Annotated in this window: 22 protein-coding genes and 1 pseudogene; 6 read left to right on the top strand and 17 right to left on the bottom strand. The window is 57.4% G+C overall.

Features of this window, described 5'->3' with window-relative positions:
• From B9Z31_RS00900 to B9Z31_RS00860, 9 genes are all read right to left on the bottom strand, one after another.
• Nucleotides 1-2,085 carry a peptidase domain-containing ABC transporter gene (locus B9Z31_RS00900; RefSeq protein ID WP_255408622.1) on the bottom strand — a complete coding sequence of 695 codons (2,085 nt, stop codon included), beginning with the start codon at nt 2,083-2,085 and terminating at the stop codon, nt 1-3.
• On the bottom strand, nt 2,085-3,386 hold the full coding sequence (locus B9Z31_RS00895) for an HlyD family secretion protein (RefSeq protein WP_100117686.1): 1,302 nt from the start codon (nt 3,384-3,386) through the stop codon (nt 2,085-2,087). The genes B9Z31_RS00900 and B9Z31_RS00895 overlap by 1 nt, the downstream gene beginning before the upstream one ends.
• 29 nt (nt 3,387-3,415) lie before the next feature.
• Nucleotides 3,416-4,273 (bottom strand): C13 family peptidase, encoded by an 858-nt coding sequence (locus tag B9Z31_RS00890; RefSeq protein WP_100117685.1) that lies wholly within the window; start codon nt 4,271-4,273, stop codon nt 3,416-3,418.
• A gap of 114 nt (nt 4,274-4,387) precedes the next feature.
• Nucleotides 4,388-5,074: a hypothetical protein gene (locus tag B9Z31_RS15340; RefSeq protein WP_143473797.1), complete on the bottom strand. Its 687-nt coding sequence runs from the start codon at nt 5,072-5,074 to the stop codon at nt 4,388-4,390.
• 435 nt (nt 5,075-5,509) lie between these two features.
• A complete protein-coding gene (locus B9Z31_RS15335) occupies nt 5,510-6,184 on the bottom strand; it encodes a hypothetical protein (protein ID WP_143473796.1) in 675 nt (224 codons plus the stop codon).
• Nucleotides 6,185-6,241: 57 nt separating this feature from the next.
• A complete protein-coding gene (locus B9Z31_RS15330) occupies nt 6,242-6,697 on the bottom strand; it encodes a hypothetical protein (protein WP_143473795.1) in 456 nt (151 codons plus the stop codon).
• Between the two features lie 69 nt (nt 6,698-6,766).
• On the bottom strand, nt 6,767-7,645 hold the full coding sequence (locus B9Z31_RS00870) for a ferritin-like domain-containing protein (protein ID WP_158235636.1): 879 nt from the start codon (nt 7,643-7,645) through the stop codon (nt 6,767-6,769).
• Nucleotides 7,642-8,868 (bottom strand): beta-ketoacyl synthase, encoded by a 1,227-nt coding sequence (locus B9Z31_RS00865; RefSeq protein WP_100117680.1) that lies wholly within the window; start codon nt 8,866-8,868, stop codon nt 7,642-7,644. The genes B9Z31_RS00870 and B9Z31_RS00865 overlap by 4 nt, the downstream gene beginning before the upstream one ends.
• Before the next feature lie 4 nt (nt 8,869-8,872).
• Complete coding sequence (locus B9Z31_RS00860) at nt 8,873-9,199, bottom strand: hypothetical protein (RefSeq protein ID WP_100117679.1); 327 nt, start codon at nt 9,197-9,199, stop codon at nt 8,873-8,875.
• Between the two features lie 244 nt (nt 9,200-9,443).
• On the opposite strand from B9Z31_RS00860, the pseudogene B9Z31_RS00855 reads away from it, so the two are divergent.
• Nucleotides 9,444-9,593, top strand: a pseudogene (locus B9Z31_RS00855) (keto-deoxy-phosphogluconate aldolase); the annotation flags it as partial.
• 29 nt (nt 9,594-9,622) lie between these two features.
• Here B9Z31_RS00855 and B9Z31_RS00850 read toward each other — a convergent pair.
• The 4 genes from B9Z31_RS00850 to B9Z31_RS00835 are packed head-to-tail and all read right to left on the bottom strand — an operon-like array spanning nt 9,623 to nt 12,106.
• The gene (locus B9Z31_RS00850; protein WP_100117678.1) at nt 9,623-10,300 is read right to left on the bottom strand and encodes an SDR family oxidoreductase; all 678 of its coding nucleotides are present in this window, start codon (nt 10,298-10,300) and stop codon (nt 9,623-9,625) included.
• Between the two features lie 31 nt (nt 10,301-10,331).
• Nucleotides 10,332-10,730 carry a lactoylglutathione lyase gene (gloA, locus tag B9Z31_RS00845; RefSeq protein ID WP_100117677.1) on the bottom strand — a complete coding sequence of 133 codons (399 nt, stop codon included), beginning with the start codon at nt 10,728-10,730 and terminating at the stop codon, nt 10,332-10,334.
• Nucleotides 10,727-11,296, bottom strand: coding sequence for a PaaI family thioesterase (locus tag B9Z31_RS00840; protein ID WP_100117676.1), 570 nt, complete (start codon nt 11,294-11,296; stop codon nt 10,727-10,729). Before B9Z31_RS00840 ends, gloA begins: the two co-directional genes overlap by 4 nt.
• A gap of 15 nt (nt 11,297-11,311) precedes the next feature.
• Nucleotides 11,312-12,106, bottom strand: coding sequence for an SDR family NAD(P)-dependent oxidoreductase (locus B9Z31_RS00835; protein WP_100117675.1), 795 nt, complete (start codon nt 12,104-12,106; stop codon nt 11,312-11,314).
• A gap of 166 nt (nt 12,107-12,272) precedes the next feature.
• Between B9Z31_RS00835 and B9Z31_RS00830 the strand changes: the two genes are divergently transcribed.
• Genes B9Z31_RS00830 through B9Z31_RS00815 form a run of 4 tightly spaced genes read left to right on the top strand, consistent with a single transcriptional unit; the run spans nt 12,273 to nt 15,227 of the window.
• On the top strand, nt 12,273-12,650 hold the full coding sequence (locus tag B9Z31_RS00830; protein ID WP_100117674.1) for a VOC family protein: 378 nt from the start codon (nt 12,273-12,275) through the stop codon (nt 12,648-12,650).
• Nucleotides 12,647-13,528, top strand: a complete 882-nt coding sequence (locus tag B9Z31_RS00825) for a PA4780 family RIO1-like protein kinase (RefSeq protein ID WP_100117673.1) — start codon at nt 12,647-12,649, stop codon at nt 13,526-13,528. The genes B9Z31_RS00830 and B9Z31_RS00825 overlap by 4 nt, the downstream gene beginning before the upstream one ends.
• Before the next feature lie 3 nt (nt 13,529-13,531).
• Nucleotides 13,532-14,317: a tRNA-uridine aminocarboxypropyltransferase gene (locus B9Z31_RS00820; protein WP_100117672.1), complete on the top strand. Its 786-nt coding sequence runs from the start codon at nt 13,532-13,534 to the stop codon at nt 14,315-14,317.
• A gap of 31 nt (nt 14,318-14,348) precedes the next feature.
• A complete protein-coding gene (locus tag B9Z31_RS00815; protein WP_100117671.1) occupies nt 14,349-15,227 on the top strand; it encodes a pirin family protein in 879 nt (292 codons plus the stop codon).
• 24 nt (nt 15,228-15,251) lie between these two features.
• Here the strand turns inward: B9Z31_RS00815 and B9Z31_RS00810 are convergent, their stop codons facing one another.
• From B9Z31_RS00810 to B9Z31_RS00800, 3 genes are read right to left on the bottom strand one after another with little or no spacing between them, the layout of a single operon-like run.
• The gene (locus tag B9Z31_RS00810; protein WP_100117921.1) at nt 15,252-15,890 is read right to left on the bottom strand and encodes a 2-dehydro-3-deoxy-6-phosphogalactonate aldolase; all 639 of its coding nucleotides are present in this window, start codon (nt 15,888-15,890) and stop codon (nt 15,252-15,254) included.
• Nucleotides 15,891-15,934: 44 nt separating this feature from the next.
• Nucleotides 15,935-16,834: a 2-dehydro-3-deoxygalactonokinase gene (locus tag B9Z31_RS00805; RefSeq protein WP_100117670.1), complete on the bottom strand. Its 900-nt coding sequence runs from the start codon at nt 16,832-16,834 to the stop codon at nt 15,935-15,937.
• The gene (locus tag B9Z31_RS00800; protein WP_100117920.1) at nt 16,831-17,802 is read right to left on the bottom strand and encodes a sugar kinase; all 972 of its coding nucleotides are present in this window, start codon (nt 17,800-17,802) and stop codon (nt 16,831-16,833) included. Before B9Z31_RS00800 ends, B9Z31_RS00805 begins: the two co-directional genes overlap by 4 nt.
• 104 nt (nt 17,803-17,906) lie before the next feature.
• On the opposite strand from B9Z31_RS00800, the gene B9Z31_RS00795 reads away from it, so the two are divergent.
• Complete coding sequence (locus tag B9Z31_RS00795) at nt 17,907-19,202, top strand: amino acid deaminase (RefSeq protein WP_100117669.1); 1,296 nt, start codon at nt 17,907-17,909, stop codon at nt 19,200-19,202.
• Nucleotides 19,203-19,270: 68 nt separating this feature from the next.
• Here the strand turns inward: B9Z31_RS00795 and denD are convergent, their stop codons facing one another.
• Nucleotides 19,271-20,275 carry a D-erythronate dehydrogenase gene (denD, locus tag B9Z31_RS00790; protein ID WP_100117668.1) on the bottom strand — a complete coding sequence of 335 codons (1,005 nt, stop codon included), beginning with the start codon at nt 20,273-20,275 and terminating at the stop codon, nt 19,271-19,273.
• Nucleotides 20,276-20,288: the final 13 nt, after the last annotated feature.

Genomic DNA, 20,288 nt, shown 5'->3' with positions numbered 1-20,288 from the left:
TCAGCCATGGTTATGGTCTGGCAAATGGATCTCGCAATCGCATGCAGCGATGTTTTGTGGACGGTGAGCGATCACGATCCTGGTGATAGACAGGTTTTGAATAGCTTGGTTAATGGCTTTTTCCAGTTCAACATCCAGATGGCTGGTGGCTTCGTCCAAAACCAAAATTTGCGGATCGCGATAAAGAGCGCGTGCGAGGAGCAAACGCTGCTTTTGGCCGCCCGATAAAGCCGTGCCCATATCACCAATCAGGGTGTTGTACGCCATGTTCATGGCCTTCACATCATCATGCAAGCAGGCCATGCGACAGACCTCTTCAACCTTGTCCATATCAATGGACTGCGCAAAAAATGCGATGTTCTCTGCAATGGAACCTGCAAACAATTGGTCGTCTTGCATGACCGCATTCACAAACGGGCGGTAATTGTGTAAGCCCATGCGTTCCAATTCTTGCCCATTGACCAGAATGCGGCCACTCTCGGGTTTCAGTAAACCCAAAAGCAGTTTGGCCAATGTGGTTTTGCCACAACCCGATGGGCCAGTGATGGCAATGGATTTTCCTGCTGGCAACTCCAAGGAAAGGTTGCGCAGTACATAGGGGTCAAGCTCTGAATATCGGAAACTGATGTTGTCCACCGCCAGTTGCGGGTTCACCAAGGCCCCGCGTTTTTGCTGCGTGCGCAAATCTTCTTTCTCCGTGAGCACGATGTCAGCTAAGCGCTCCCCCTGCAAGCTCAACATGCTTAACTCAATGGCCTTATCGATCAGACTGCTGATGCGGCTTGCAAAAACTGCTTTGTACGTCATGAAGGCAAACAGCATCCCAATGGAAAAAACATTGGCCAAAACCAGTTGAGCCCCCAGCCAGACACTCAAAATCAATTCCAAACCCAATAATGTCCCGTTGGCCAATCGGTACAAGATCATGAATTTTTGAGTTGCAACCAGCCGATTGGTGGTGTCCACCACGCGGTTGTGCCACATGATCTGACGCTGTCCTTCACGTCCAAACAGTTTAATGGCCTGGGCACCCCGAGCGCTTTCCAAAAAGGTACTCTGCTGCTTGGCACTCAGCACAATCTGCTCTTCAGTGGCACGCCGCAACGGTGCGTAGACCAACATGCGCAAAAGTGCATACAACACCACAGCAGTGAGCGTGATCAGACTCATCCATGCGCTGTAAAAAAACATCATGCACAGGGTCACGATCGTCATAACCCCATCAATGACGGCTTCAATGAAACTGGTGGTCAGTGTTTTTTGAATGGCACCAATAGAGTCAAAGCGCGAAACAATATCGCCCAGGTGACGTTTCTCAAACCACGCAAGGGGCAGACGGATCAGGTGCGCAAACACATTCACCGACCATTGCACACTGATGCTGGTACTCAAATGCAGCACCACCCAAGAGCGCAAGGCACTGACACAAACTTGGATCAAAGCCACGGTGAAAAAGCCCATGGCCAGCAAGGTAACCAAATCCCTGTCCCCCGAGACCAGCGCATGGTCCACCACCCATTGGACATAGAGAGGTGACAGCAAACCGCAAAGCTCAATGCCCATGGAGATCAAGAAAATTTGCAAAAGCTGGCGTTTGAGCCCCAACACCTGCCCAAAAAGCTCGCGCAGTCGCACGCGTTGCTTTTCATTTTTGATCTCAAATCCACTGGTCGGCGTCAACTCCAATGCCACACCCGTGAAATGTGCAGAGGCTTCTTTGTGGCTGAACCTCACCAAACCTTTGGCCGGGTCGTGAATTTCCATGTGTTTGGCCGTCACACGTTTGAGCACCACGAAGTGGTTCATGTCCCAATGCAAGACGCAAGGGGTTTGCAAGTTGCTGACCTCGTGCAAATCCAAACGCAAGGGGCGAGCTGCCAACGAGAAGCTTTCTGCTGCCTCGATCAGCTGCCCCAAGTTCATGCCTTTGAGTGATACAGCCAAGCGACTACGCAGGCTGGGCAAGTCAATGTCATGTCCGTGATACGACAACACCATGACCAAGCAAGCCAAGCCACACTCGGCCGCCTCGGTCTGCAAAGTGATCGGCAGTTTCTGGCTGGTGCCAGGCCAAGCGAAGTTCATCAAAAATACTTTCCACGCACGCTCAGCAGCGGCTCAAAAATCCATTCCAAAAGACTGCGCGTATCCAGCATCACATCGGCCTCGACTTGCATACCGGGTTGCAACGCTTGTTTTTGGCCATAAGCCATCACATAGGGGTTTTGAGGCCGGATTCGGATGCGGAACATGGGATCGGTGTTGGGCATGGCGGGTAAACCCTCCAATAGGCTGAGCCCTTCTGACTTGGCTGCAACAGGGTAAGGTAATTCGGCGGGCAACATGGGTGAACCCGAAACCTCTTGGACTAGGCCGTCGTAGTGACCGAATTTTTGATAGGGATAAGCTTGGTAGCGAATCCGCACCGACTGGCCGGGCCTGATGAAACCGGCATCTTTGCTAGGGGCAAACAAATGCACTTCCAAGGTGGCTTTGTCTGCGTCCAAGGGCACAAATGTCAATAGGGGTCGTTCAGGGTCAACGCCTGCACCCAGCTTGGCACTCATGCCCGTGACACGGCCAGCTGTTGGTGCACGGACCACCATTTCCCGTTTTGACTGCGTTTCGATCAGCTCTTGCTGCGCTCCTTGCAGATTGCGTTCCAGCTCAGACAGCTGGGTGCGTTCGCGCATGGGCAAGACTTCCAGCTCGGTCTGCAAAGTTTGCAACTCACGGGCAATGCTGGTTTGGTTTCGCTCATTTAGCTGGACTCGATAGCGCAACTCAGAGGCGGCTTCGGTTTTTTCCTGCAACTGCACCACAGAAACAAAGTCTTGCGCCCGCAGTTCCCGAAACCGTTGTTCCATGACTGAGGCCAATTCCAAGCGCTGCTGCAAAGCCCGTTGCTCTTGTTGCAGTTGCATCTGCTCACGTTCCAGGGCCTGTATACGCGTTTGCAGCCCTGTACTGGTGCGTTGATAGAGCTGCTTTTGTTCACCCAAAACCGCACGCAAATTGCTTTGCCGCGATTCGATTTGGGTGGCTACGGCTGTGCGCGATTCAGGCCCTTGTTCTCGGTAGCGCTCATCCAGCACGGTCAGTAAAGCGTGCCCGGCCTGCACCTCCTGGCCTTCGTGCACATGCAAAGCGGCCACGCGCCCAGCCAAAGGGCTGTACACACGCAAAACGCCACCTTCGGGAATGACGAAACCACTCAAACTGGCGCGCCTTGTGTACTGACCCCAAATGAGCAAACTCATCAGCAAAACGGCAATGCAAAGCACCGCCACCGAAAGCCATACAAACACTTGTGGACTGCGCAGCACAATCGCGCCGTAATAACGCTGCTGTTGCTGTTGAAGGGCCTCTTGGCGAAACAATGACATGGGGTGACCTTGAAACCGATCTTGTGTTTTTATTCGGGCAGGCGACCGTTGACAAAATCTCTGATTTTTTGGCTACGGAATTTTTCCGGTACATCAATTTGCGGGGAGGAGGCCAGTAGTCCATTTTTTTGTTCGAGCGCCATGATTTTTTGGGCCATTTGCTGATGGTTTTCCTGCCATGTTTGATCTGGATTCCAACCCTCTCCCAACAAATTGCCCATGAAGTAGGTGTTCTTGTTGTGATAGGCGCATCCGAACGAGTTTCTGTTGTGGGCAGCGGCGGTCATGATTATTCGTTGTGGCCCTTGCAAGGGTGGAACAAATGAGCCCGAATAGCATGCAGAGAGAATCAATGCCGATGGCACATGCGGTATGACATCAAGCCATTTCTTAATGTTGACCGACCGAACTGCGGGCCAATAGGCGTTGCCGATGTTCACTGAAAGGACATCGACATTCCCATGCGTTGATATCAATGTCACCAGATGGATAGGACGTTTTTGAGACCAGTCCCCAATTCTTTTGAAAACCATGTCCAAGGATGACTGGGTGGCGAACGGGTAATTAAGCTGACTTGATTCCAACTGATTGCTGAGCAAGATAGTTTGTACATTGGGATTGATTTCCAATAACCTTTTCTTCAAGAATAAAACATCGCGCTGAAACACCAATGATTGAGAATGTTGGGCTGAACCTACATAAATGACCGTGCGTTGCTGCGGCGATGTTTTATTCAAATGCGCATCAATAGCGTCAAGTTGACGGGACAATAATGCATCGCTTTGAGACAGCGCTTGCGGGTCCTTGGGTGTCAACGCGCAACCACTCAGTAACAGAATCCCTGAAAAAAGAATCCCCATTGACCATCGACATACGCACCAAGTCATGTTCTCTCCTTACAAAGCAATCAACGCCATCAGGCATTTTTGCCTGATGGCGAGGAGTAAATGGACGATAGTGGTAGCTTTGTCATCTACTGCGGCAAAGCCACCAGCATCCACTCAGGAGCGAACACCTGAAGGCGTCAAACCATCGCGCCACAGCGCTTGCCAGTCACGCGCCTTGGCGAAAAGGCCGATGCCAAAGCAGACCGGCCGGAAGAACACCTCACGCAGCACCCAGCCCTTGTAGTTGGGTTTGGACAGCACCCCCATGCGATAAGCAATGTCTTCGGCAAACCAACGTGTGGGGTATTCGGCCAGTTTGGCGAACGAGGGGTATTTGCGCATGAGCTTCACATAGGGAATGCCCCAGAGGTGATAACCGCGCATGGTCTGTTCAGAGAAGTTTTGACGGCTATAGCGGATATCGGCCATCCAGACTTCATGCTCAATGGCACCGTTTCGGCAAAGTTCTGTACAGATGACTTTGCCACCACCGCCACCGCCTCCTCCATCATTGCAAACGACATCGTTAGAGTTTATTGCTCCGATAACGTTGCCCATTTCATCAACACCGGGTGAAGTATCTGGTGCTGCTGGTCCAGGTGATGATGTTCCAACATTATTAGAAACCGCATTAATTGCAGCACCAATTGCTGCTCCCGTTGCAACTGCAGCACCAACTGCTGTGGCAGCAGCGGCAACTGCTGCAGCTGCTGCGACTGCGCTTACTGCAGATCCAATTTGATTGCCTACATTCACACCACCATTTATGTGGTCAAAGTATTCTTTGTCGATGGATTTCATTTTTATTCCTTTTGAGATTTGAAAATTAAAAAAAATGATGCAACTGTCGAAATTATTATCCCTATGGTTCCGAAATTAAGCCCCTCATTAAATATTTGGGTTGCACAAGAGGTTGAAATGGCCAAAAAAAGAAAGATATAACTTTTTCTGGAAATTGCCTTTACTCTAATAATTTCATGTGCTATTGAAATTAAAAAAGCAATAGACATTAATATCGAGGTGGCATTAAGTGCACTCATTTGCCGCCTCTTTTCTTTGATTTTTATTTTTCGGAGGGCTTATGGGTTTGATGTTTAAATATTTTGTGACTGTGCTTTTGGCATCCAGAATTTTCTTCATATTAAATTTCCCTTTTGGACTGATTTGGGTAGTGTATATAGGTTTGGGTGGCTAACCTATATTTTATTAATTTTAAATATATCCAAAAATCTGGATTTAAATCTGGTCGCAACTTTTTCTCGGAAAGATGTGCAAACCTGATGGTGTCACGCCATCGCGCCACAGCGCTTGCCAGTCACGGGCCTTGGCGAAAAGGCCTATGCCAAAGCAGACCGGCCGGAAGAACACCTCACGCAGCACCCAGCCCTTGTAGTTGGGTTTGGACAGCACCCCCATGCGATAAGCAATGTCTTCGGCAAACCAACGTGTGGGGTGTTCGGCCATTTTGGCGAACGAGGGGTACTTGCGCATGAGCTTCACATAGGGAATGCCCCAGAGGTGATAACCGCGCATGGTCTGCTCGGAGAAGTTCTGGCGGCTATAGCGGATATCGGCCATCCAGACGTCATGCTCAATGGCACCGTTTCGGCAAAGTTCTGTACAGATGACTTTGCCGCCGCCACCGCCGCCACCACCATCATTTGGGCAAGAGACTGTGATCGAGTCATTTGTGACCGACATTGTGCAATTGTCAGGCGCAGGATCTCCCATTGGATTGCTCACCGATGGGGCACCTGAATTAGCCATTGCTGTGACGCCATTCACGATTCCGTTCGCGATAGCACCAGCAACCTCCCATCCAACTGCGGCGGCCGTTTGCGCAACTGCGGCCTGCCCCGCACTGGCTCCAGCCTCAACATCCAAAGTCAAATTGCGTGAAATTTCATGCATCTTTCTACTCCTTCAATCCCATGTAGAAATTTCTAATTTTGCGGGATTAATTCAAAATTAGAAAAAATATACAACAATAATGTTATACAGAGAATGAATAACAGCAACGAGTGTTATCGACACCATCCTTCCGTATTTGTTCAAAAAATCCACCAATCCGTACGTCATAACGGAAAAAACAAATAATATCGATAAAAAAGATTTGGGTTGATAATATTCATGAAAAACCCCCATGCAGATCCCAAAAAAAATATATTTAAATACATATTTTTTCTCGCCAGTCATTCTTATATATAAATATATTAAAAATGTTTCAAATATAGGGGCAAAAATAAATGTCTTAAATGGAGCTATACTATTTATTGAGTCTTTATAATTACGATTTCTATCAAACATATTTTCGATATTTATATAATTTTCAACGGCTGACAAAATAAATGATCCGGCCAAAATCGTTGCCAGCAAAATAACTGATTTTTTCGCCATTAAAAATAAACCATCTGAACTTAACATGTTTATTTTCTAAATAATAATTATTTAAATAATCAGATCTGATTTTAATTGAAAAAATCAATGCAGTTATTAAAAATCAAGTAAATCCGAGCATCTGAACTCAAATCTACTTGCAACTTTTTCTCGAAAAAGTACGCAAGACTTTTTTTCTTCATCCGATAAATGAAACCCTTTCACGTCAGGGATCATGATTCCAGTTTTGAGTTTTTCAATGCCTTCGAGTAGAAAATCATGGCGCTCTTTCTTTTCGTATGCGGTCAACTGTGAGAGGTGATCTTTGAGCAAATGCTGACCGTAGGCCACGTGCCTGGCTTCATCGGCCATCACGTAATTGCCGATAGTGGAAATCAGCGGGTGTTTGCTGAAATCTCTGAGTTGTTGCATTGAAACCAAGGCCATGCCCTCGATCAGAACCTGGGTGGTCAGCACCACAAAATCCCAACGGCTGTCGCGCAGGCCCTCTTCAATTAGCGCTTTGAGCCCAGCATCTGCGGGGTAACGGATCTGGATCTTTTCGCGAATTAGGCGTTCAAAGACTTCGATGTGACGGGCTTCGTCGGCCACTTGTTGTGCGGCCATCTGTTTGCCCATGACATTGGGCAAGACTTGCACCAAGCGGGCAGCGGCGAGCAGGGCAGCTTGCTCACCATGCAAAAACTGGTTGACCATGTAGGCTTGGTACTGGTGACGTACGTTTGCACGTTCCTTGCTGGATGCTTTGGCCCAAGCCGCTGTGCCAGACAATGGCATCAATCTGTCGTCGTAGCCAAAAGGGTTTTCCGGGTCCAGGTCTTGTTGCCAGTTGATGCGCTCTGCGGCATCCCACTGCGCGTGCTTGCTTTTGGCGTATAGATTTTGTACGGAAGATGTCTGTGCTTTATAGGACCAATCGAAAACCAATTCGTCGTGCAGCGGCAAGCGCCAAACATTTTCATGGCATGCGTTCATGCTGACTCCCACCTCCGCGCAATCAACACGGCATTGTTGCCACCAAAGGCAAATGAATTGGACATGGCGCATTGAAGGGCTGGTGCCAGTCGTGCCGTGTGCGGGATAAAGTCCATGCTGACACCTGCGTCTGCGTGTGTGAAATGGGTGGTGGGGGGCAGCACTTGTCTGCGCAGGGCTTCGATGGTGACCGCCCATTCCAATGCGCCACTTGCACCCATTGCGTGTCCATGCGCAGATTTGGTTGCACTGACGGGTATGCCGCTAGCACCAGCGCCAAAGACCTGCTCGATAGATTGCACCTCTGCCATGTCCCCTGCATGGGTGGCTGTGCCATGGGCGTTGATGTAACCAATGTCATGCGGGGCCAATTTGGCCAACTTTAAGGCCGATTGCATGGCTCGGGCTTGGCCTTGCGAGTCAGGTTTGGTGATGTGGGCCGCGTCGTTGCTCACGCCATAGCCGAGCATTTCGGCCAGGATGGTGGCTCCGCGGGCTTGGGCATGTTCCAAGTCTTCCAAAACAAAGGCAGCTGCACCTTCGGCCATGGCAAAACCACAGCGGTCTGCGCTGAAGGGGCGGCAGCCTGTGCCGGAGGCATCTTGCGGGTCAGTGCAGAGCACGCGCATGGCCATCCAACTGTTCATGACACCGGGTAACAACGGGGCTTCAGCGCCGCCGGCCAAGGCCATGGGCCAATGCCCATATTGAACGCGGCGAAAAGCTTCGCCAATGGCTACGGCGGCCGATGAACAGGCTGTGGAGTAGGTCTGACACTCACCCCCAATGCCAAAACGCATGGCCACTTGTGCCGCAGCGGCGTGGATCATGGCGGCAGGAACGGTCAGCAGCTTTTTTCGTTCACCGCCTGCATCAAAAAATTTGGCATAAGCGTGTTCTGTGGATTCGCAACCGCCACCACCTGTGCCCCAAAAAACACCCATTTGCAGACGGTCCAACTTAGGCTCTGCGGCTTGGGCTTGCTGCATGGCTTGCTCTGCCGCCACAATGGCCAATTGACTGACTCGATCAAGCCCCAACAACTGCATCTTGCTGAAGTGGGCATCGGCATCAAAGTCAACATAACCGACGGGAAAAGGTAATGCGTGTGTTGGGTGCGGGCGTATGCCGCTATGCCCTGCAATCAAGTTGTCAAAACAAGACTGCGCCGTCGTGCCCAAGGCGGAAAGAGCCCCCATGCCAGTGATGACCACTCTGCGCATGTTGTCAGCCTGTGATGGATTCAGGGGCTTGGTTGTTTGGAGCCGAGTTCTTCTTGGCTTGCCGCAATTGGTACAGCTCGTACTCTCGCATGAGGGCGTCAGCCATTTCGCTCACATTGGTGGGAATCTTGGCGTTGCGGTCAAAGCCGTCGAACTCCATGTCGAACTCTTTTTCTAGCAAGAGCTGCAACTCCAACAGCGCCAAAGAGTCGAAATCTTTGTGTAACTCACTGAACACGGTGTCTTGCAACGCCAAGGCCGGATCGATGTCCATGTGCTCTTGAAGCAATGCTGCTATGCGAGCACGAACGTCTTCTTTGTCAAGCTCCATTAAAGTCTCCCGATCTTATTTTTTAGTAATTATGTTTTAAAAAATAAGTTAAATAATGGTATTTACCCGCAGTTTTCCCGGAGCGAAGTTGCTCTACCAATGCCATGGAAATGTGCTTGCAGCGATTTCAATGGCGCTTGTCTTATCCAAGCTCAGAACTTGGGACGCAAGCTTGGCGAACGAATTCCCAACCTGATTTACTGTCGAATGGAAGACTTGAAATGCGTTCCCGGCTTGCAGTAGCGTCACGCCAAATGACGCCAACGACCTGCTGAGCTTGCCCAACGTGGCTTGTGTGGGCGGCTCGTGGCTGGTTCCCGCTGACGCGCTGGCCCAGGGGGGCTGGGCACGGATCGAAGCGCTGACGCGTGAGGCGAGTCAGTTGCCGCGCTGAGTCATGAAGGGCTGAAGCGTTGCGCCCGATCAGCGCACCGCCCAACCGCCCGACATCGGGAACACCTGCCCGACAAAGCAGCTGGCGGCGTCGCTGCACAGGTAGGCCACAAAGCGGGCGTCTTCTTCGGCCTTGACCAGGCGGCCCAGCGGCACTTCGCGTTTGAGGCGTTCCTGAAAGCGCGGGTTGGCCTGCACTTCGGGCGGGAAGTAGGTGGGGTTGTCGACAAAGTTCTGCGCCACGGCATTGAGCTGGATGTTGTCGGGGGCCAGCTCCACACCGGCCGCCTGCACATAGGCCAGCTGCGCACCGCGCGCTGCGCTGTAGCTGGCGGCGCGCTTCATGCCGCGCAAGGCCGAGGCGCTGCCCATCACCACGATCTTGCCGCCGCCCCGGGCCTTCATGCCGGGCACCACCGCCCGCACCAGGCGGGGCAGTGGGTCCACCATCACCTCAAACACCTGGCGCCACTCGGCTTCGTCAATGTGGGTCACTGCGGTGGACGGCGCAGGCAGCGCCAGGTTGATGACCAGTGCATCGAGCGGCCCGGCCGCCTCGATCACGGCCTGCGCGTCCAGCGGGTGGGTGAGCAGCCGCGCGTCGGCGATCACTTCGGCGCCGCAGGCGCGCAAGGTGTCGCACAGGGCCGGGCCCATGAATTCTTGGGACTGGGTCACCAGGATACGTTGTCCGCTCAGGTCGATCATGTGAGGACTCCAAAAAATGGGCGCTGTGGTCTCAAAGGTTCGCGTATTGCGGTCGCTGGATCAGCTCGATCTTGTAACCATCGGGGTCGGTCACAAAGGCAATCACCGTGCTGCCGCCTTTGACCGGGCCAGGCTCGCGCGTCACGTGGCCACCAGCGGCCTTGATCTTGTCGCAAGCGGCATAGACGTCGGGCACCCCCAAGGCGATGTGGCCATAGGCCGAGCCCATGTCGTAGCGCTCCACGCCCCAGTTGTAGGTCAGCTCGATTTCGGCATGGTCCGGGTTGCTGCCGTAGCCCACAAAGGCCAGCGAGTATTTGTACTCGGGGTTTTCGGAGGTGCGTTGCAGCGTCATGCCCAGCACTTGGGTGTAGAAGTCGATCGCGCGTTGCAGGTTGCCCACGCGCAGCATGGTGTGAAGGAGTCTCATGGTTTGTTTCCAGTGGGGGAGGGCATGTCAAAAACCAGGCAAGCGGTGCTGGCATGGGCGTACAGGGTGCCATCGGGCCCGACCAGTCGCGCTTCGGCGGTGGCCAGTTGGCGCCCGCAGTGCACCACTTGGCCGATGGCCCGCACGCGCTGCACTTTGGGGGTCAGGGCTTTGACGAGTTTCACACTCAGCTCGGCCGTGGTGTAGCCGCGACCGGGCGGCATCAGGGTGTGCACGGCGCAGCCCAGGGCCGAGTCGAGCAAGGTGGCGAACCAGCCGCCGTGCACGGTGCCCAGCGGGTTCATGTGGTTGAGGCCAGGCGCACCCTGAAAAATGGCTTGGCCTGCACTGACCTCGATCAGCACAAAGTCCAAGGTTTTGGCGATGCTGGCGTAAGGCAGCTCGCCGCTCAGCAGTCCCTGCATGACTTCGAGGCCAGTTTTGCCCGCGACTTGGTCGGGGCGCGCCACACCGGGGCCAGCGCCGGCTTCCAGGCGCTGGCGCACGACACGCTCTTGGGCCAACCAGCTGTCAAGGAGGGAGGAGGTAGATGGAGAGGGGTTCACGAATTGGGGTTTTCTTCAAACAGGCACGGTGTAGTTGAGCGCCATGCGACCGCCGTCCACGGTGACGATCTCACCGGTGATGTAGCTTGCCGCATCGCTGGCCAAAAACGCCACCACTTTGGCGACTTCGTCGGGTTCGCCCAGACGCTTCATGGGCGTGCGCATCATGATTTTCTTTTCCGCCGCCTCGCTGGTCAGCACCGCCTGGCGGGCCAGTTCGGTGGCAATGGTGCCGGGGGCCACCGCGTTCACGCGGATGCCAAAGTCGGCCAATGCCAAAGCCATGGCCCGCGTCAGCTGGTTGATGCCACCCTTGCTCACGTTGTAGCTGGCGATGTTGGGGATGGCCATCACCCCGTTGACCGAGCTCATGTTGACGATGGCGCCGCCCCCGGTGCTTTTCATGGCGCGGGCGGCGGCCTGGCCCATCAAGAAGGAGCCCTTGATGTTCACGTTGATGACGGCATCGAAGTCCTCTTCGGTCACATCCAAAAAATCAGCGGCCTTGAAAATGCCGGCGTTGTTGACCAGCACATCCAAGCGGCCAAAGGCCTGCAGCACATGGTCCACCAAGGCGTCCACATCGGACTTGCGCGACACGTCGCAGACCATGAAGCCAGCGCTGTGGCCTGCGCTGCGCAGCTCGGCGGCCACGGCAGCGCCACGCTCGCTGTTCACATCGGCCAGCACCACATGGGCGCCTTCTGCTGCAAAGCGTTGGGCACAGGCCTCGCCAATGCCATTGGCCGCGCCGGTGACGATGACGACACGGCCTTCAAGGCCGAAAGACAAGTGGTGGTTGGTGGGCATGAAAGGGACTCCTGAGCTGATTCGTTTTCAAGGCAGCCATGCTGCCACAGGACCGTGTTCCCGTGTGTCACGCACAGCGCCGCTGATGCGGTGCAAGCCCTGTGGGCATCAAGTACCATTGTCCCAGGTACAAACAGCCCAATCTCGGGTACTACAGGAGCACGCAATGTTCAGCCATGTCATGGTCGGGGTGAAAGACCTCGAAGCCTCTAAGAAATTCTATGACGCTGTTTTGGGCACTTTGGGCTTGGCCCCAGGGGTGGCCAACAACCAGCGCTATTTTTACCGCAGCCCCACGGGCTCCTTTGGCATCACCACCCCCATCAATGGCGAAGCGGCCTCGGTGGGCAATGGCAGCACCTATGGATTCAAAGCGGCTTCGATGGCGCAAGCAGATGCCTTCCACGCCGCTGGCTTGGCCCATGGTGGTGTGACTTGCGAGGACCCTCCCGGCTGGCGCGAAGGCGCTGCAGGCAAGCTGTACCTGGCTTACTTGCGCGACCCGGACGGCCACAAAATCTGCGTTTTGCATCGCCCTGGATGAAGGCACCGCCCCGGCTGCAAACCCTGCTCGAAGAGGGGCTGATCGACACGGTGGTGCGTCAACTCATGAGCGGCAAAGAGGCCATGGTGTTCGTGGTTCGCTGCGGGGACGAGACCCGCTGCGCCAAGATTTACAAAGAAGCCACACAGCGCAGTTTTCGGCAAGCGGTGGACTACACCGAAAACCGCAAGGTCAAAAACTCGCGCTCGGCCCGGGCCATGGCCAAGGGCAGCAAATTTGGCCGTCAAGAACAAGAGTCCGCCTGGCAAAGCGCTGAGGTGGATGCCCTTTACCGTTTGGCCGCTGCGGGCGTTCGGGTGCCCCGACCTTTCAACTTTTTGGATGGCGTGCTGCTCATGGAGCTGGTCACCGATGCGCAGGGTGATGCCGCGCCGCGCCTGAACGATGTGGCCTTCACGCCCGAGCAAGCCTTGCAGCACCATGCCACCCTGATCGCCGAAGTGGTGCGCATGCTCTGCGCGGGCGTGGTGCACGGCGATTTGTCCGAGTTCAATATTTTGTTGGCGCACATCCCCGGTGAGGGCGATCAGCCCGGTGTGGACGAACCCGTCATCATCGACCTGCCCCAAGCGGTGGACGCAGCAGGCAACAACCATGCCCAGCGCATGCTGCTGCGCGATGTGGGCAATTTGCGCGATTTCTTCGGCCAGTTTGCGCCCGAACTGCTGCAGACCGAGTACGGTCCTGAAATCTGGAGCCTCTACCAAGCCGGGTGGCTGGGCAACGAGACAGCGCTGACCGGTCGCTTCGAGCGCGCCACCGCCGATGTGGACATGCAGGCCGTGCTGCGCGAAATTGACGATGCCCGTGATGAAGAAGCGGCCCGCCGTTTGCGCATGGCCACGGCTGTTGTTTGAGCCATGACGTCCATTGAGCAGACCACGGGCACGCCGCCATGGCCTTTGCCGCGAGAAGCCCACGCCGTCTCGCGCCTGCGCGCTGAGCGCCTGGCCCGCAGCGCCAAACCCTTCATGGCCCGTGGCGGCATCAAAGGCGAACGCTGCCCCGGCTGCCGCCTGGTGCCCAGCCACTGCCTGTGCGCACTGCGCCCTGAGGTGCCCACGCAAGCGGGCATGTGTTTGCTCATGGCCGACATTGAGCCCCTCAAACCCAGCAACACCGGCTGGTTGATCGCCGATGTGGTGAAAGACACCTTCGCCTTTGGATGGGCCCGCACCGAGGTCGACCCCGCTTTGCTGACGCTGCTGGCGGATCCCCAGTGGCAGGGCTTTGTGGTGTTCCCCGGCGAGTTTGTGGCGCCTGAACGGGTGGTGCACGAGCTGCCGCACATGACAGACACCTTGCCTGCAGGCCGGCGCCCGCTGTTCATCCTGCTCGACGCCACCTGGCCCGAAGCGCGCAAGATGTTCCGCAAAAGCCCCTACCTGAACCACCTGCCCGTGCTCAGTCTGAACCCAGAGCAGGTCTCGCGCTACAAGCTGCGCCGATCCAAACGCGACGACCATTTTTGTACCAGCGAGGTGGCTTCGCTGTGTTTGGCCTTGGCGGGCGAGACCCATGCTGCACAGACATTGCAAGCCTATCTGGAGGTGTACACGCACCACTATGTGCAAGCCAAACACCAATTGCCACCGGCTTGGGATGGCGCCGAGCATGTACAGTTTCGTGATTTGAAACCGAGCTGAACCGCCTTTGTGATGTTGAATGGAGCCCCCAATGAGCGACCAAGAATCTTTGTACCCTGTCACGGTCTCGCGCCGTGTCGAGCGTTTGGTCACCGGCCAGGCCACGTCTGACGGCGCGGGCGTCAAACTCAGCCGCATCCTCACCCAAGACCTGCAGCACCGGCTCGACCCGTTTTTGATGTTGGACGCCTTTGGTAGTGACAAGCCGGGCGACTACATTGCCGGCTTCCCGGACCACCCGCACCGCGGTTTTGAAACCGTCACCTACATGATCGCCGGGCGCATGCTGCACCGTGACAGCGCGGGCAATGAAGGCTTGTTGCAAAACGGCGGTGTGCAATGGATGACCGCTGGCCAGGGCGTGATCCACTCCGAAATCCCCCAGCAGGCCGAGGGTGTGATGGAGGGCTTTCAGCTGTGGCTCAACCTGCACAGCTCCGAGAAGATGAACGCGCCTTGGTACCGCGATTTTCAAAACGATCAACTGCCGCAATGGAAGACGCCTGAAGGGGTCGCCGTGACGGTGATTGCGGGCGCCAGCCATGGCGTGCATGGCGCAGTGAACCGCGACATCACTCAGCCGGTGTTTCTGGATGTGCACATGCCAGAGGGCGCACGTTTTGAGCAAACGCTGCCCGCAGGGCACAACGCTTTTGTGTACGTGTACCGGGGCGAGGTGCGCATTGCAGGGCAGGCCGTGCCGTTGCAGCGCATGGCCATCTTGGCCAACACAGCGCAGGCCGATGGCGTGGTGATCGAAGCCAGCGCCGACGCCAAACTGATATTGGTGGCGGGCAAACCGCTCAAAGAGCCGATCGTGCAGTACGGCCCCTTTGTGATGAACACCAAGGAAGAGATCTACCAGGCCTTGCAGGACTTTCGGGACGGCAAGTTGGGCGAGAAGGCTTGAGGCCTGCGGGCGAGCGCCCGTTTTTCAGCCCCTCAAGGCCCGCGCAAAAGCTTCTGCCTGGAGCTGCACCGCTGGCGCTGATTTTCCCGGCGCGTACAAAGCCGAGCCCAAACCAAAGCCGCTGGCCCCGGCGGCCAGGTAGGCGGCCATGTTGTCGGGCGTGATGCCCCCCACCGGCATCAAGGCCGCTGCTTTTGGCAGCACCGCCCGAAGCGCTTTCACCGTGGCGGGCGAGACCATCTCGGCCGGGAACAGTTTGAGTCCGTGCGCACCCGCTTCGAGCGCGGCAAAGGCTTCTGTGGGCGTGGCCACGCCGGGCAACACCACCATGTTCAGCGCCAGGGCTTGGGCCACCACAGCGGGGTTGAAGTTGGGGGCGACCACCAAGCGCCCGCCTGCAGCGTGCACCTCTTTGACTTGCTGCGCGTTCAGCACAGTGCCCGCGCCGATCAGCGTGCCCGCAAACCGTTTGGACAGGGCGGCAATGCTGTGCAAGGGCTCGGGCGAGTTGAGCGGCACCTCGATGATGGCAAAGCCGCTGCCCACCAGGGCATCGCCGATGGCTGGAGCTTCAGCCGGCGTGAGACCGCGCAAGATGGCGATCAAGGGCAGTTGCGCCAGGGCTTGCGCCAAGGCCTGTTGTGGGTGGGTGTTCAGTGTCATGGTGAAGTGGAAGGTGGGCGTGTGGTTTTCGCTGCGCTCACGCGTCAGCAGGTCAATGACAGCGCGAACAGGCCCGCCCAAGTGGCCTCGGCCCCCCGGCTTTGGCAGGGGATGCGCAGGTGTTGCAAAGCCAGGGTGTAGCGCAGGGTCAGGGCGGGGTTGCCAATCACGATCACAGGGCCCGAGCCGTTCGCGACAGCTTGGTGTCGCAGTTCTTCGCCGATCAGCAGGCCCGAGAGATAACTGGGCAATTGGGCCGCACTCAGGCGCTCAAACAAGCCCAGCGTGCGCACCGAAAACAGGTGGTGCAACACACGCCCAGGCTGCAGGCTTTGATCGATGCCCTGCAAGAACACGGCTTCGTCAAAGGGTCCGTTCAGGTCCAATGTTCTGCCCAAAATCGAGTGTTGGCTCATCAGGGCAAACACTTCGCCGGTCATGAAAGTCTGGAACTGTGTGACGCGCCCGCCGTGCACCTGGACCCATTTGCTGTGCGTGCCCGGCAGCACCAGCGTGGCGCTGTCGCGGCCAGCCGATTGCAGGGCGCCAAAAATTTGCACCTCTTCACCGCGCATGACATCTGGCGTGTGGAGGGCGTCTGCGGCCAAAAAGCTCAGGCCCGGCACCAGCGCGATCCGCTGCGGCTGCAGCCACAGCAGGTGTTGGCCCAGCTCGGCAAAGCCAGCCGGGCAAGGGCAGTAGGGCGCTTCTTGCCAGCCTTGGCGGCTGCCCGCCATGCCCGAAATCAGGCACAGCGCACCGGGCGCTTGCATCCAGTCGCCAAAGCGTTCGTGGAACACGGCTTCAAACTGGCCGGGTGGCACGGTGAGGATGCCGCTTGCGAATTCTCGCGATTCGATCACTTGGCCATGTGGATCCAAGCGAGCGCCTCGCAGCGAAGAGGTACCCCAGTCGACGGCGATCAAAGGTCTTGGGGCGGTCATGCGGCGGTGCCTTTCGCTGCGGCGTTCAACACCTTCAATACGGCGTCGGGTTTGGGCAAGGGAGCGACCGCGCCGTAGCCCTGCACCGAAAGAGATGCGGCGGCGTTGGCATAAGCGGTGGCGGCCCACAGGTCGTCGCCAGCCGACAAACGCGCCAACAAATTGCCTGCAAAACAGTCGCCCGCACCCGTGGCGTCGATGGCCGTGACCCTATGGCCTGCCACCTCGCGTTGCACGTGGCCGTCACTGACCAGCGCCCCGTCGCTGCCCAGTTTGAGCACCACTTGCGCCGCGCCTTGGGCATGGCTCCAGGCGATGATGTCGGCGGCTTGGCTCAGGCCCGTGAGCGCGGTCATGTCTTCCATGCTGGGCAAAAACAGATCGCACAAACCCACGGCATGGCGAATGCAGGCCTGCGCCCGGGCCAGGGGCCACAGCGACAAACGCAGGTTGGAGTCGAGCGCCACCCGTGTGCCGCTGCGGCGGGCATGCGCCATGGCCGCGAGCGCTGTGTCGCAGGCCGAGGCGGATAGAGCCAAAGAGATGCCCGACAGGTGCAACCATTGGCTGTGGGCGATGGCGTCGCCCCAATGCGTCAGGTCTTGCGGCTGCATGCGGCTGGCGGCCGAACCGGCGCGGGCATAGCTGAAGTGGTGACCTTGCGCATCGTGGCTCACAAAGTACATGCCGGTCGGGGCGGGGTGTTCGCGCAGCACGCCTTGGGTGCCCACGTTTTCGCGCTGCCACAGGGCCATCAGTTGATCGCCCCAGCGGTCTTGCCCCAAGCGCGTCAGGTAGGCCACTTGCGCCCCTGCGCGGGCAGCGGCAATGGCGGCGTTGCTGGTGTCGCCTCCAAAGCCTTGCAGGTAGAGCGGGGCGTCGTCGGCATGTGCATGGGGCCGTTGGTTGAACTCGACCATGGCTTCGCCCAGCGCCACGATGTCCAGGGTTTTGGGGATGTGGGTCATGTCCATCAAAGGCGGCTGGAAAGAAGGCGGCTGGAGCGAATGGGAGGTGGGAGAATCATCGGCATAGGGGCATCGCCAGGGGCGAAATTTTGGAGACGATCAAGATGTGGACAGCAGGCACTGACAGCGATTTTGAACTGAACGCGGGCTGCAAAGGCTACCCCCTGAGCGCCGAGCCCTGCGCCGTGTCCGAGCTGGGCCAGCGCGGCTGGCACTTGCTGGAGGACGCATTGGCTTATCCGGTGGCTGTGCTGCGCCGCCCGGCGCTCATGCACAACCTGGCCTGGATGCAGCACTTTGTGCAGCGCAAAGGCGTGGCCCTGGCCCCGCACGGCAAGACCACCATGTCGCCTGAGTTGTTCCGCCTGCAGCTGCAGGCCGGTGCTTGGGGTCTGACGTTTGCCCATGTGCACCAGCTGCGTGTGGGTCTGGCGGCGGGTGCGCAACGCGCCATCATCGCCAACCAGCTGGTGTCGGACGCCGACCTGGATGGCTTGGATTTTTTGCTGAACCAGCACCCGCAAGCGCGTGTTTGGTTTTTGGTCGACTCGCTGGCGCAGCTCGCCGCACTGACCGATTGGGGCGCACGGCGCAACAAGGCCCGGCGCTGGGACGTGCTGCTGGAGCTGGGCATTGCGGGCTACCGCACCGGCTGCCGCACCCACGAACAGGCTTTGACTTTGGCGCAGGCCATGGCCGCATCGCCGGTGGTGCGTTTGGGCGGCGTGGAATGTTACGAGGGGGGACTGGGCCGATGCGACAGTGCGCACGACATGCAAGCCGTCAGCGCCCTGGTGCGCAGCGTGCAGGCTTTGGTGCAGCACATCGATGCCCAGCAGCTGTGGGGCGACGAGCAGGTCTTGTTGTCTGCGGGTGGCTCGGCCGTGTTCGATTTGGTGATCCCCATGCTCAAGCTGCAGGTCCAAAGCCGACCGGTGCAAGGGGTGTTGCGCTCGGGTTGCTATGTCACGCACGACCACTGGAACTACGCCCGATACCTGAAGCTGGTGGAGGCGCGTGAGGGCTTGAGCGCGTCGCTGCAGCCCGCGCTGGAGGTCTGGGCCCAGGTGCAGTCGGTGCCCGAGCCTGGGCTGGCGATTTTGAGTGCGGGTCGGCGCGACCTGTCGTTTGACCAGTGCATGCCCATGCCGGTGCGCTGGGCAGCGCGTGGGCAAAGCGGCGAGGGGGCCATGCAGGCCACGCCCGGGTCGTGGAAAGTCCAGGCTTTGAGCGATCAGCATGCGCACATGGTGTTTGACGCCGAAGGCGTCTGGCCGCAAGTGGGTGACCGCGTGGCCCTGGGCATTTCTCATCCCTGCACCACGTTTGACAAATGGCGCTGGATGGCCGTCATCGAAGACGATGGCCGCATCAGCGGAGCGATCAGCACGCATTTTTGAATCTTCAAGCCTGGATCCAACGAAAAAAGGCCGCCACGCAGCAGTTGCATGGCGGCCTTTTGGGGAGATCACTTCAAACCGTTCAAAGCCTCGGCCGGGTAGCCCGGGCGGGTTTTGCAGTCCTCGATGTACTGCGCAATGATGGCCTCGTAGCTGTCATCGGCACGCAAACCCAGGGCGTGGGCCCGCTCAAAGGTGCAGCCCTTGGCCCAGTTGTCCACGATGGCCGCGATGCGCTCGTCTTTGGCAAAACTCACACGCGCACGCACAGCAGGCCCCGCCACTTTTTCAAGGGCGGCCAGCATGTCGCTGACCTTCACATTCAGTCCCGGCAGATTCAGCGCCATGCGGCCGCCAAAGGCTTCGCGGCTGGCCTCGAACACGGTGATCAAGCCATGCACGGTGTTGCCGGGCGAAGAGATGGGGTGCGACACATGGGCATCGACCGGGCAGGTGGTGGCCGTGCCCGCCAAAGGCTCGCGGATGATGCCGCTGAAGAAAGAGGACGCTGCGCCATTGGGTTTGCCGGGGCGCACGGCCACCGTCATCAGGCGGGCGGCGCGGCCGTCGATGTAACCCTTGCGGGTGTAGTCGGCCACCATGTACTCGATCATCAGCTTGTGTGTGCCATAAGATGTTTGGGGCGTGGGCAAGGTGGTGTCGGCCACCAGGGCTGGCATGGGGTTGGCCGCGTCGGGGCCGAACACGGCGACCGAGCTGGCAAACACCAGGCGCGACGCTTTGCCCGAAGCCCGGATGCTGTCGAGCAGCAAGCGCGAGCTGTCGACGTTGGAGCGCAGACCCAAATCAAAGTCCAACTCGCACTCGCCCGACACGGCAGACGCCAGGTGGAACACGCCATCAAAACCGCTCTTGAACAAGTCGCCTTGCGCCAGCATGGGGCCTGCGTGGCCCTTGACGCGGGGGTCGGCCAGCAGGTCAGCGGGGGCAGGGAACAGGTCGGCAATGACCAGTTCGCGCACGCTTTGGCCATGGAGTTGACCTCGCTTCAAAATTTCGCGGGCCAGACGTGCGCCCAAAAATCCGGCACCGCCGGTGATCAAAATACGCATGGTGTTTCCTTGG

This window comes from Limnohabitans sp. G3-2 (genome assembly GCF_002778275.1).
In the GTDB taxonomy this organism is placed as follows: Bacteria; Pseudomonadota; Gammaproteobacteria; order Burkholderiales; family Burkholderiaceae_C; genus Limnohabitans_A.
This window is presented reverse-complemented; position numbering and strand designations above follow the sequence as displayed.

What these genes read in the sequence shown, in the direction of transcription:
- B9Z31_RS00870 (WP_158235636.1), bottom strand. Translation starts at nt 7,645, where the DNA reads ATGAACGCATGCCATGAAAATGTTTGGCGCTTGCCGCTGCACGACGAA.
- gloA (WP_100117677.1), bottom strand. Translation starts at nt 10,730, where the DNA reads ATGAGACTCCTTCACACCATGCTGCGCGTGGGCAACCTGCAACGCGCG.
- B9Z31_RS00865 (WP_100117680.1), bottom strand. Translation starts at nt 8,868, where the DNA reads ATGCGCAGAGTGGTCATCACTGGCATGGGGGCTCTTTCCGCCTTGGGC.
- B9Z31_RS15335 (WP_143473796.1), bottom strand. Translation starts at nt 6,184, where the DNA reads ATGCATGAAATTTCACGCAATTTGACTTTGGATGTTGAGGCTGGAGCC.
- B9Z31_RS00890 (WP_100117685.1), bottom strand. Translation starts at nt 4,273, where the DNA reads ATGACTTGGTGCGTATGTCGATGGTCAATGGGGATTCTTTTTTCAGGG.
- B9Z31_RS00815 (WP_100117671.1), top strand. Translation starts at nt 14,349, where the DNA reads ATGAGCGACCAAGAATCTTTGTACCCTGTCACGGTCTCGCGCCGTGTC.
- B9Z31_RS00805 (WP_100117670.1), bottom strand. Translation starts at nt 16,834, where the DNA reads ATGACCGCCCCAAGACCTTTGATCGCCGTCGACTGGGGTACCTCTTCG.
- B9Z31_RS00825 (WP_100117673.1), top strand. Translation starts at nt 12,647, where the DNA reads ATGAAGGCACCGCCCCGGCTGCAAACCCTGCTCGAAGAGGGGCTGATC.
- B9Z31_RS00860 (WP_100117679.1), bottom strand. Translation starts at nt 9,199, where the DNA reads ATGGAGCTTGACAAAGAAGACGTTCGTGCTCGCATAGCAGCATTGCTT.
- B9Z31_RS00900 (WP_255408622.1), bottom strand. Translation starts at nt 2,085, where the DNA reads ATGAACTTCGCTTGGCCTGGCACCAGCCAGAAACTGCCGATCACTTTG.
- B9Z31_RS15330 (WP_143473795.1), bottom strand. Translation starts at nt 6,697, where the DNA reads ATGTTAAGTTCAGATGGTTTATTTTTAATGGCGAAAAAATCAGTTATT.
- B9Z31_RS15340 (WP_143473797.1), bottom strand. Translation starts at nt 5,074, where the DNA reads ATGAAATCCATCGACAAAGAATACTTTGACCACATAAATGGTGGTGTG.
- B9Z31_RS00835 (WP_100117675.1), bottom strand. Translation starts at nt 12,106, where the DNA reads ATGCCCACCAACCACCACTTGTCTTTCGGCCTTGAAGGCCGTGTCGTC.
- B9Z31_RS00895 (WP_100117686.1), bottom strand. Translation starts at nt 3,386, where the DNA reads ATGTCATTGTTTCGCCAAGAGGCCCTTCAACAGCAACAGCAGCGTTAT.
- B9Z31_RS00850 (WP_100117678.1), bottom strand. Translation starts at nt 10,300, where the DNA reads ATGATCGACCTGAGCGGACAACGTATCCTGGTGACCCAGTCCCAAGAA.
- B9Z31_RS00810 (WP_100117921.1), bottom strand. Translation starts at nt 15,890, where the DNA reads ATGACACTGAACACCCACCCACAACAGGCCTTGGCGCAAGCCCTGGCG.
- denD (WP_100117668.1), bottom strand. Translation starts at nt 20,275, where the DNA reads ATGCGTATTTTGATCACCGGCGGTGCCGGATTTTTGGGCGCACGTCTG.
- B9Z31_RS00830 (WP_100117674.1), top strand. Translation starts at nt 12,273, where the DNA reads ATGTTCAGCCATGTCATGGTCGGGGTGAAAGACCTCGAAGCCTCTAAG.
- B9Z31_RS00800 (WP_100117920.1), bottom strand. Translation starts at nt 17,802, where the DNA reads ATGACCCACATCCCCAAAACCCTGGACATCGTGGCGCTGGGCGAAGCC.
- B9Z31_RS00795 (WP_100117669.1), top strand. Translation starts at nt 17,907, where the DNA reads ATGTGGACAGCAGGCACTGACAGCGATTTTGAACTGAACGCGGGCTGC.
- B9Z31_RS00820 (WP_100117672.1), top strand. Translation starts at nt 13,532, where the DNA reads ATGACGTCCATTGAGCAGACCACGGGCACGCCGCCATGGCCTTTGCCG.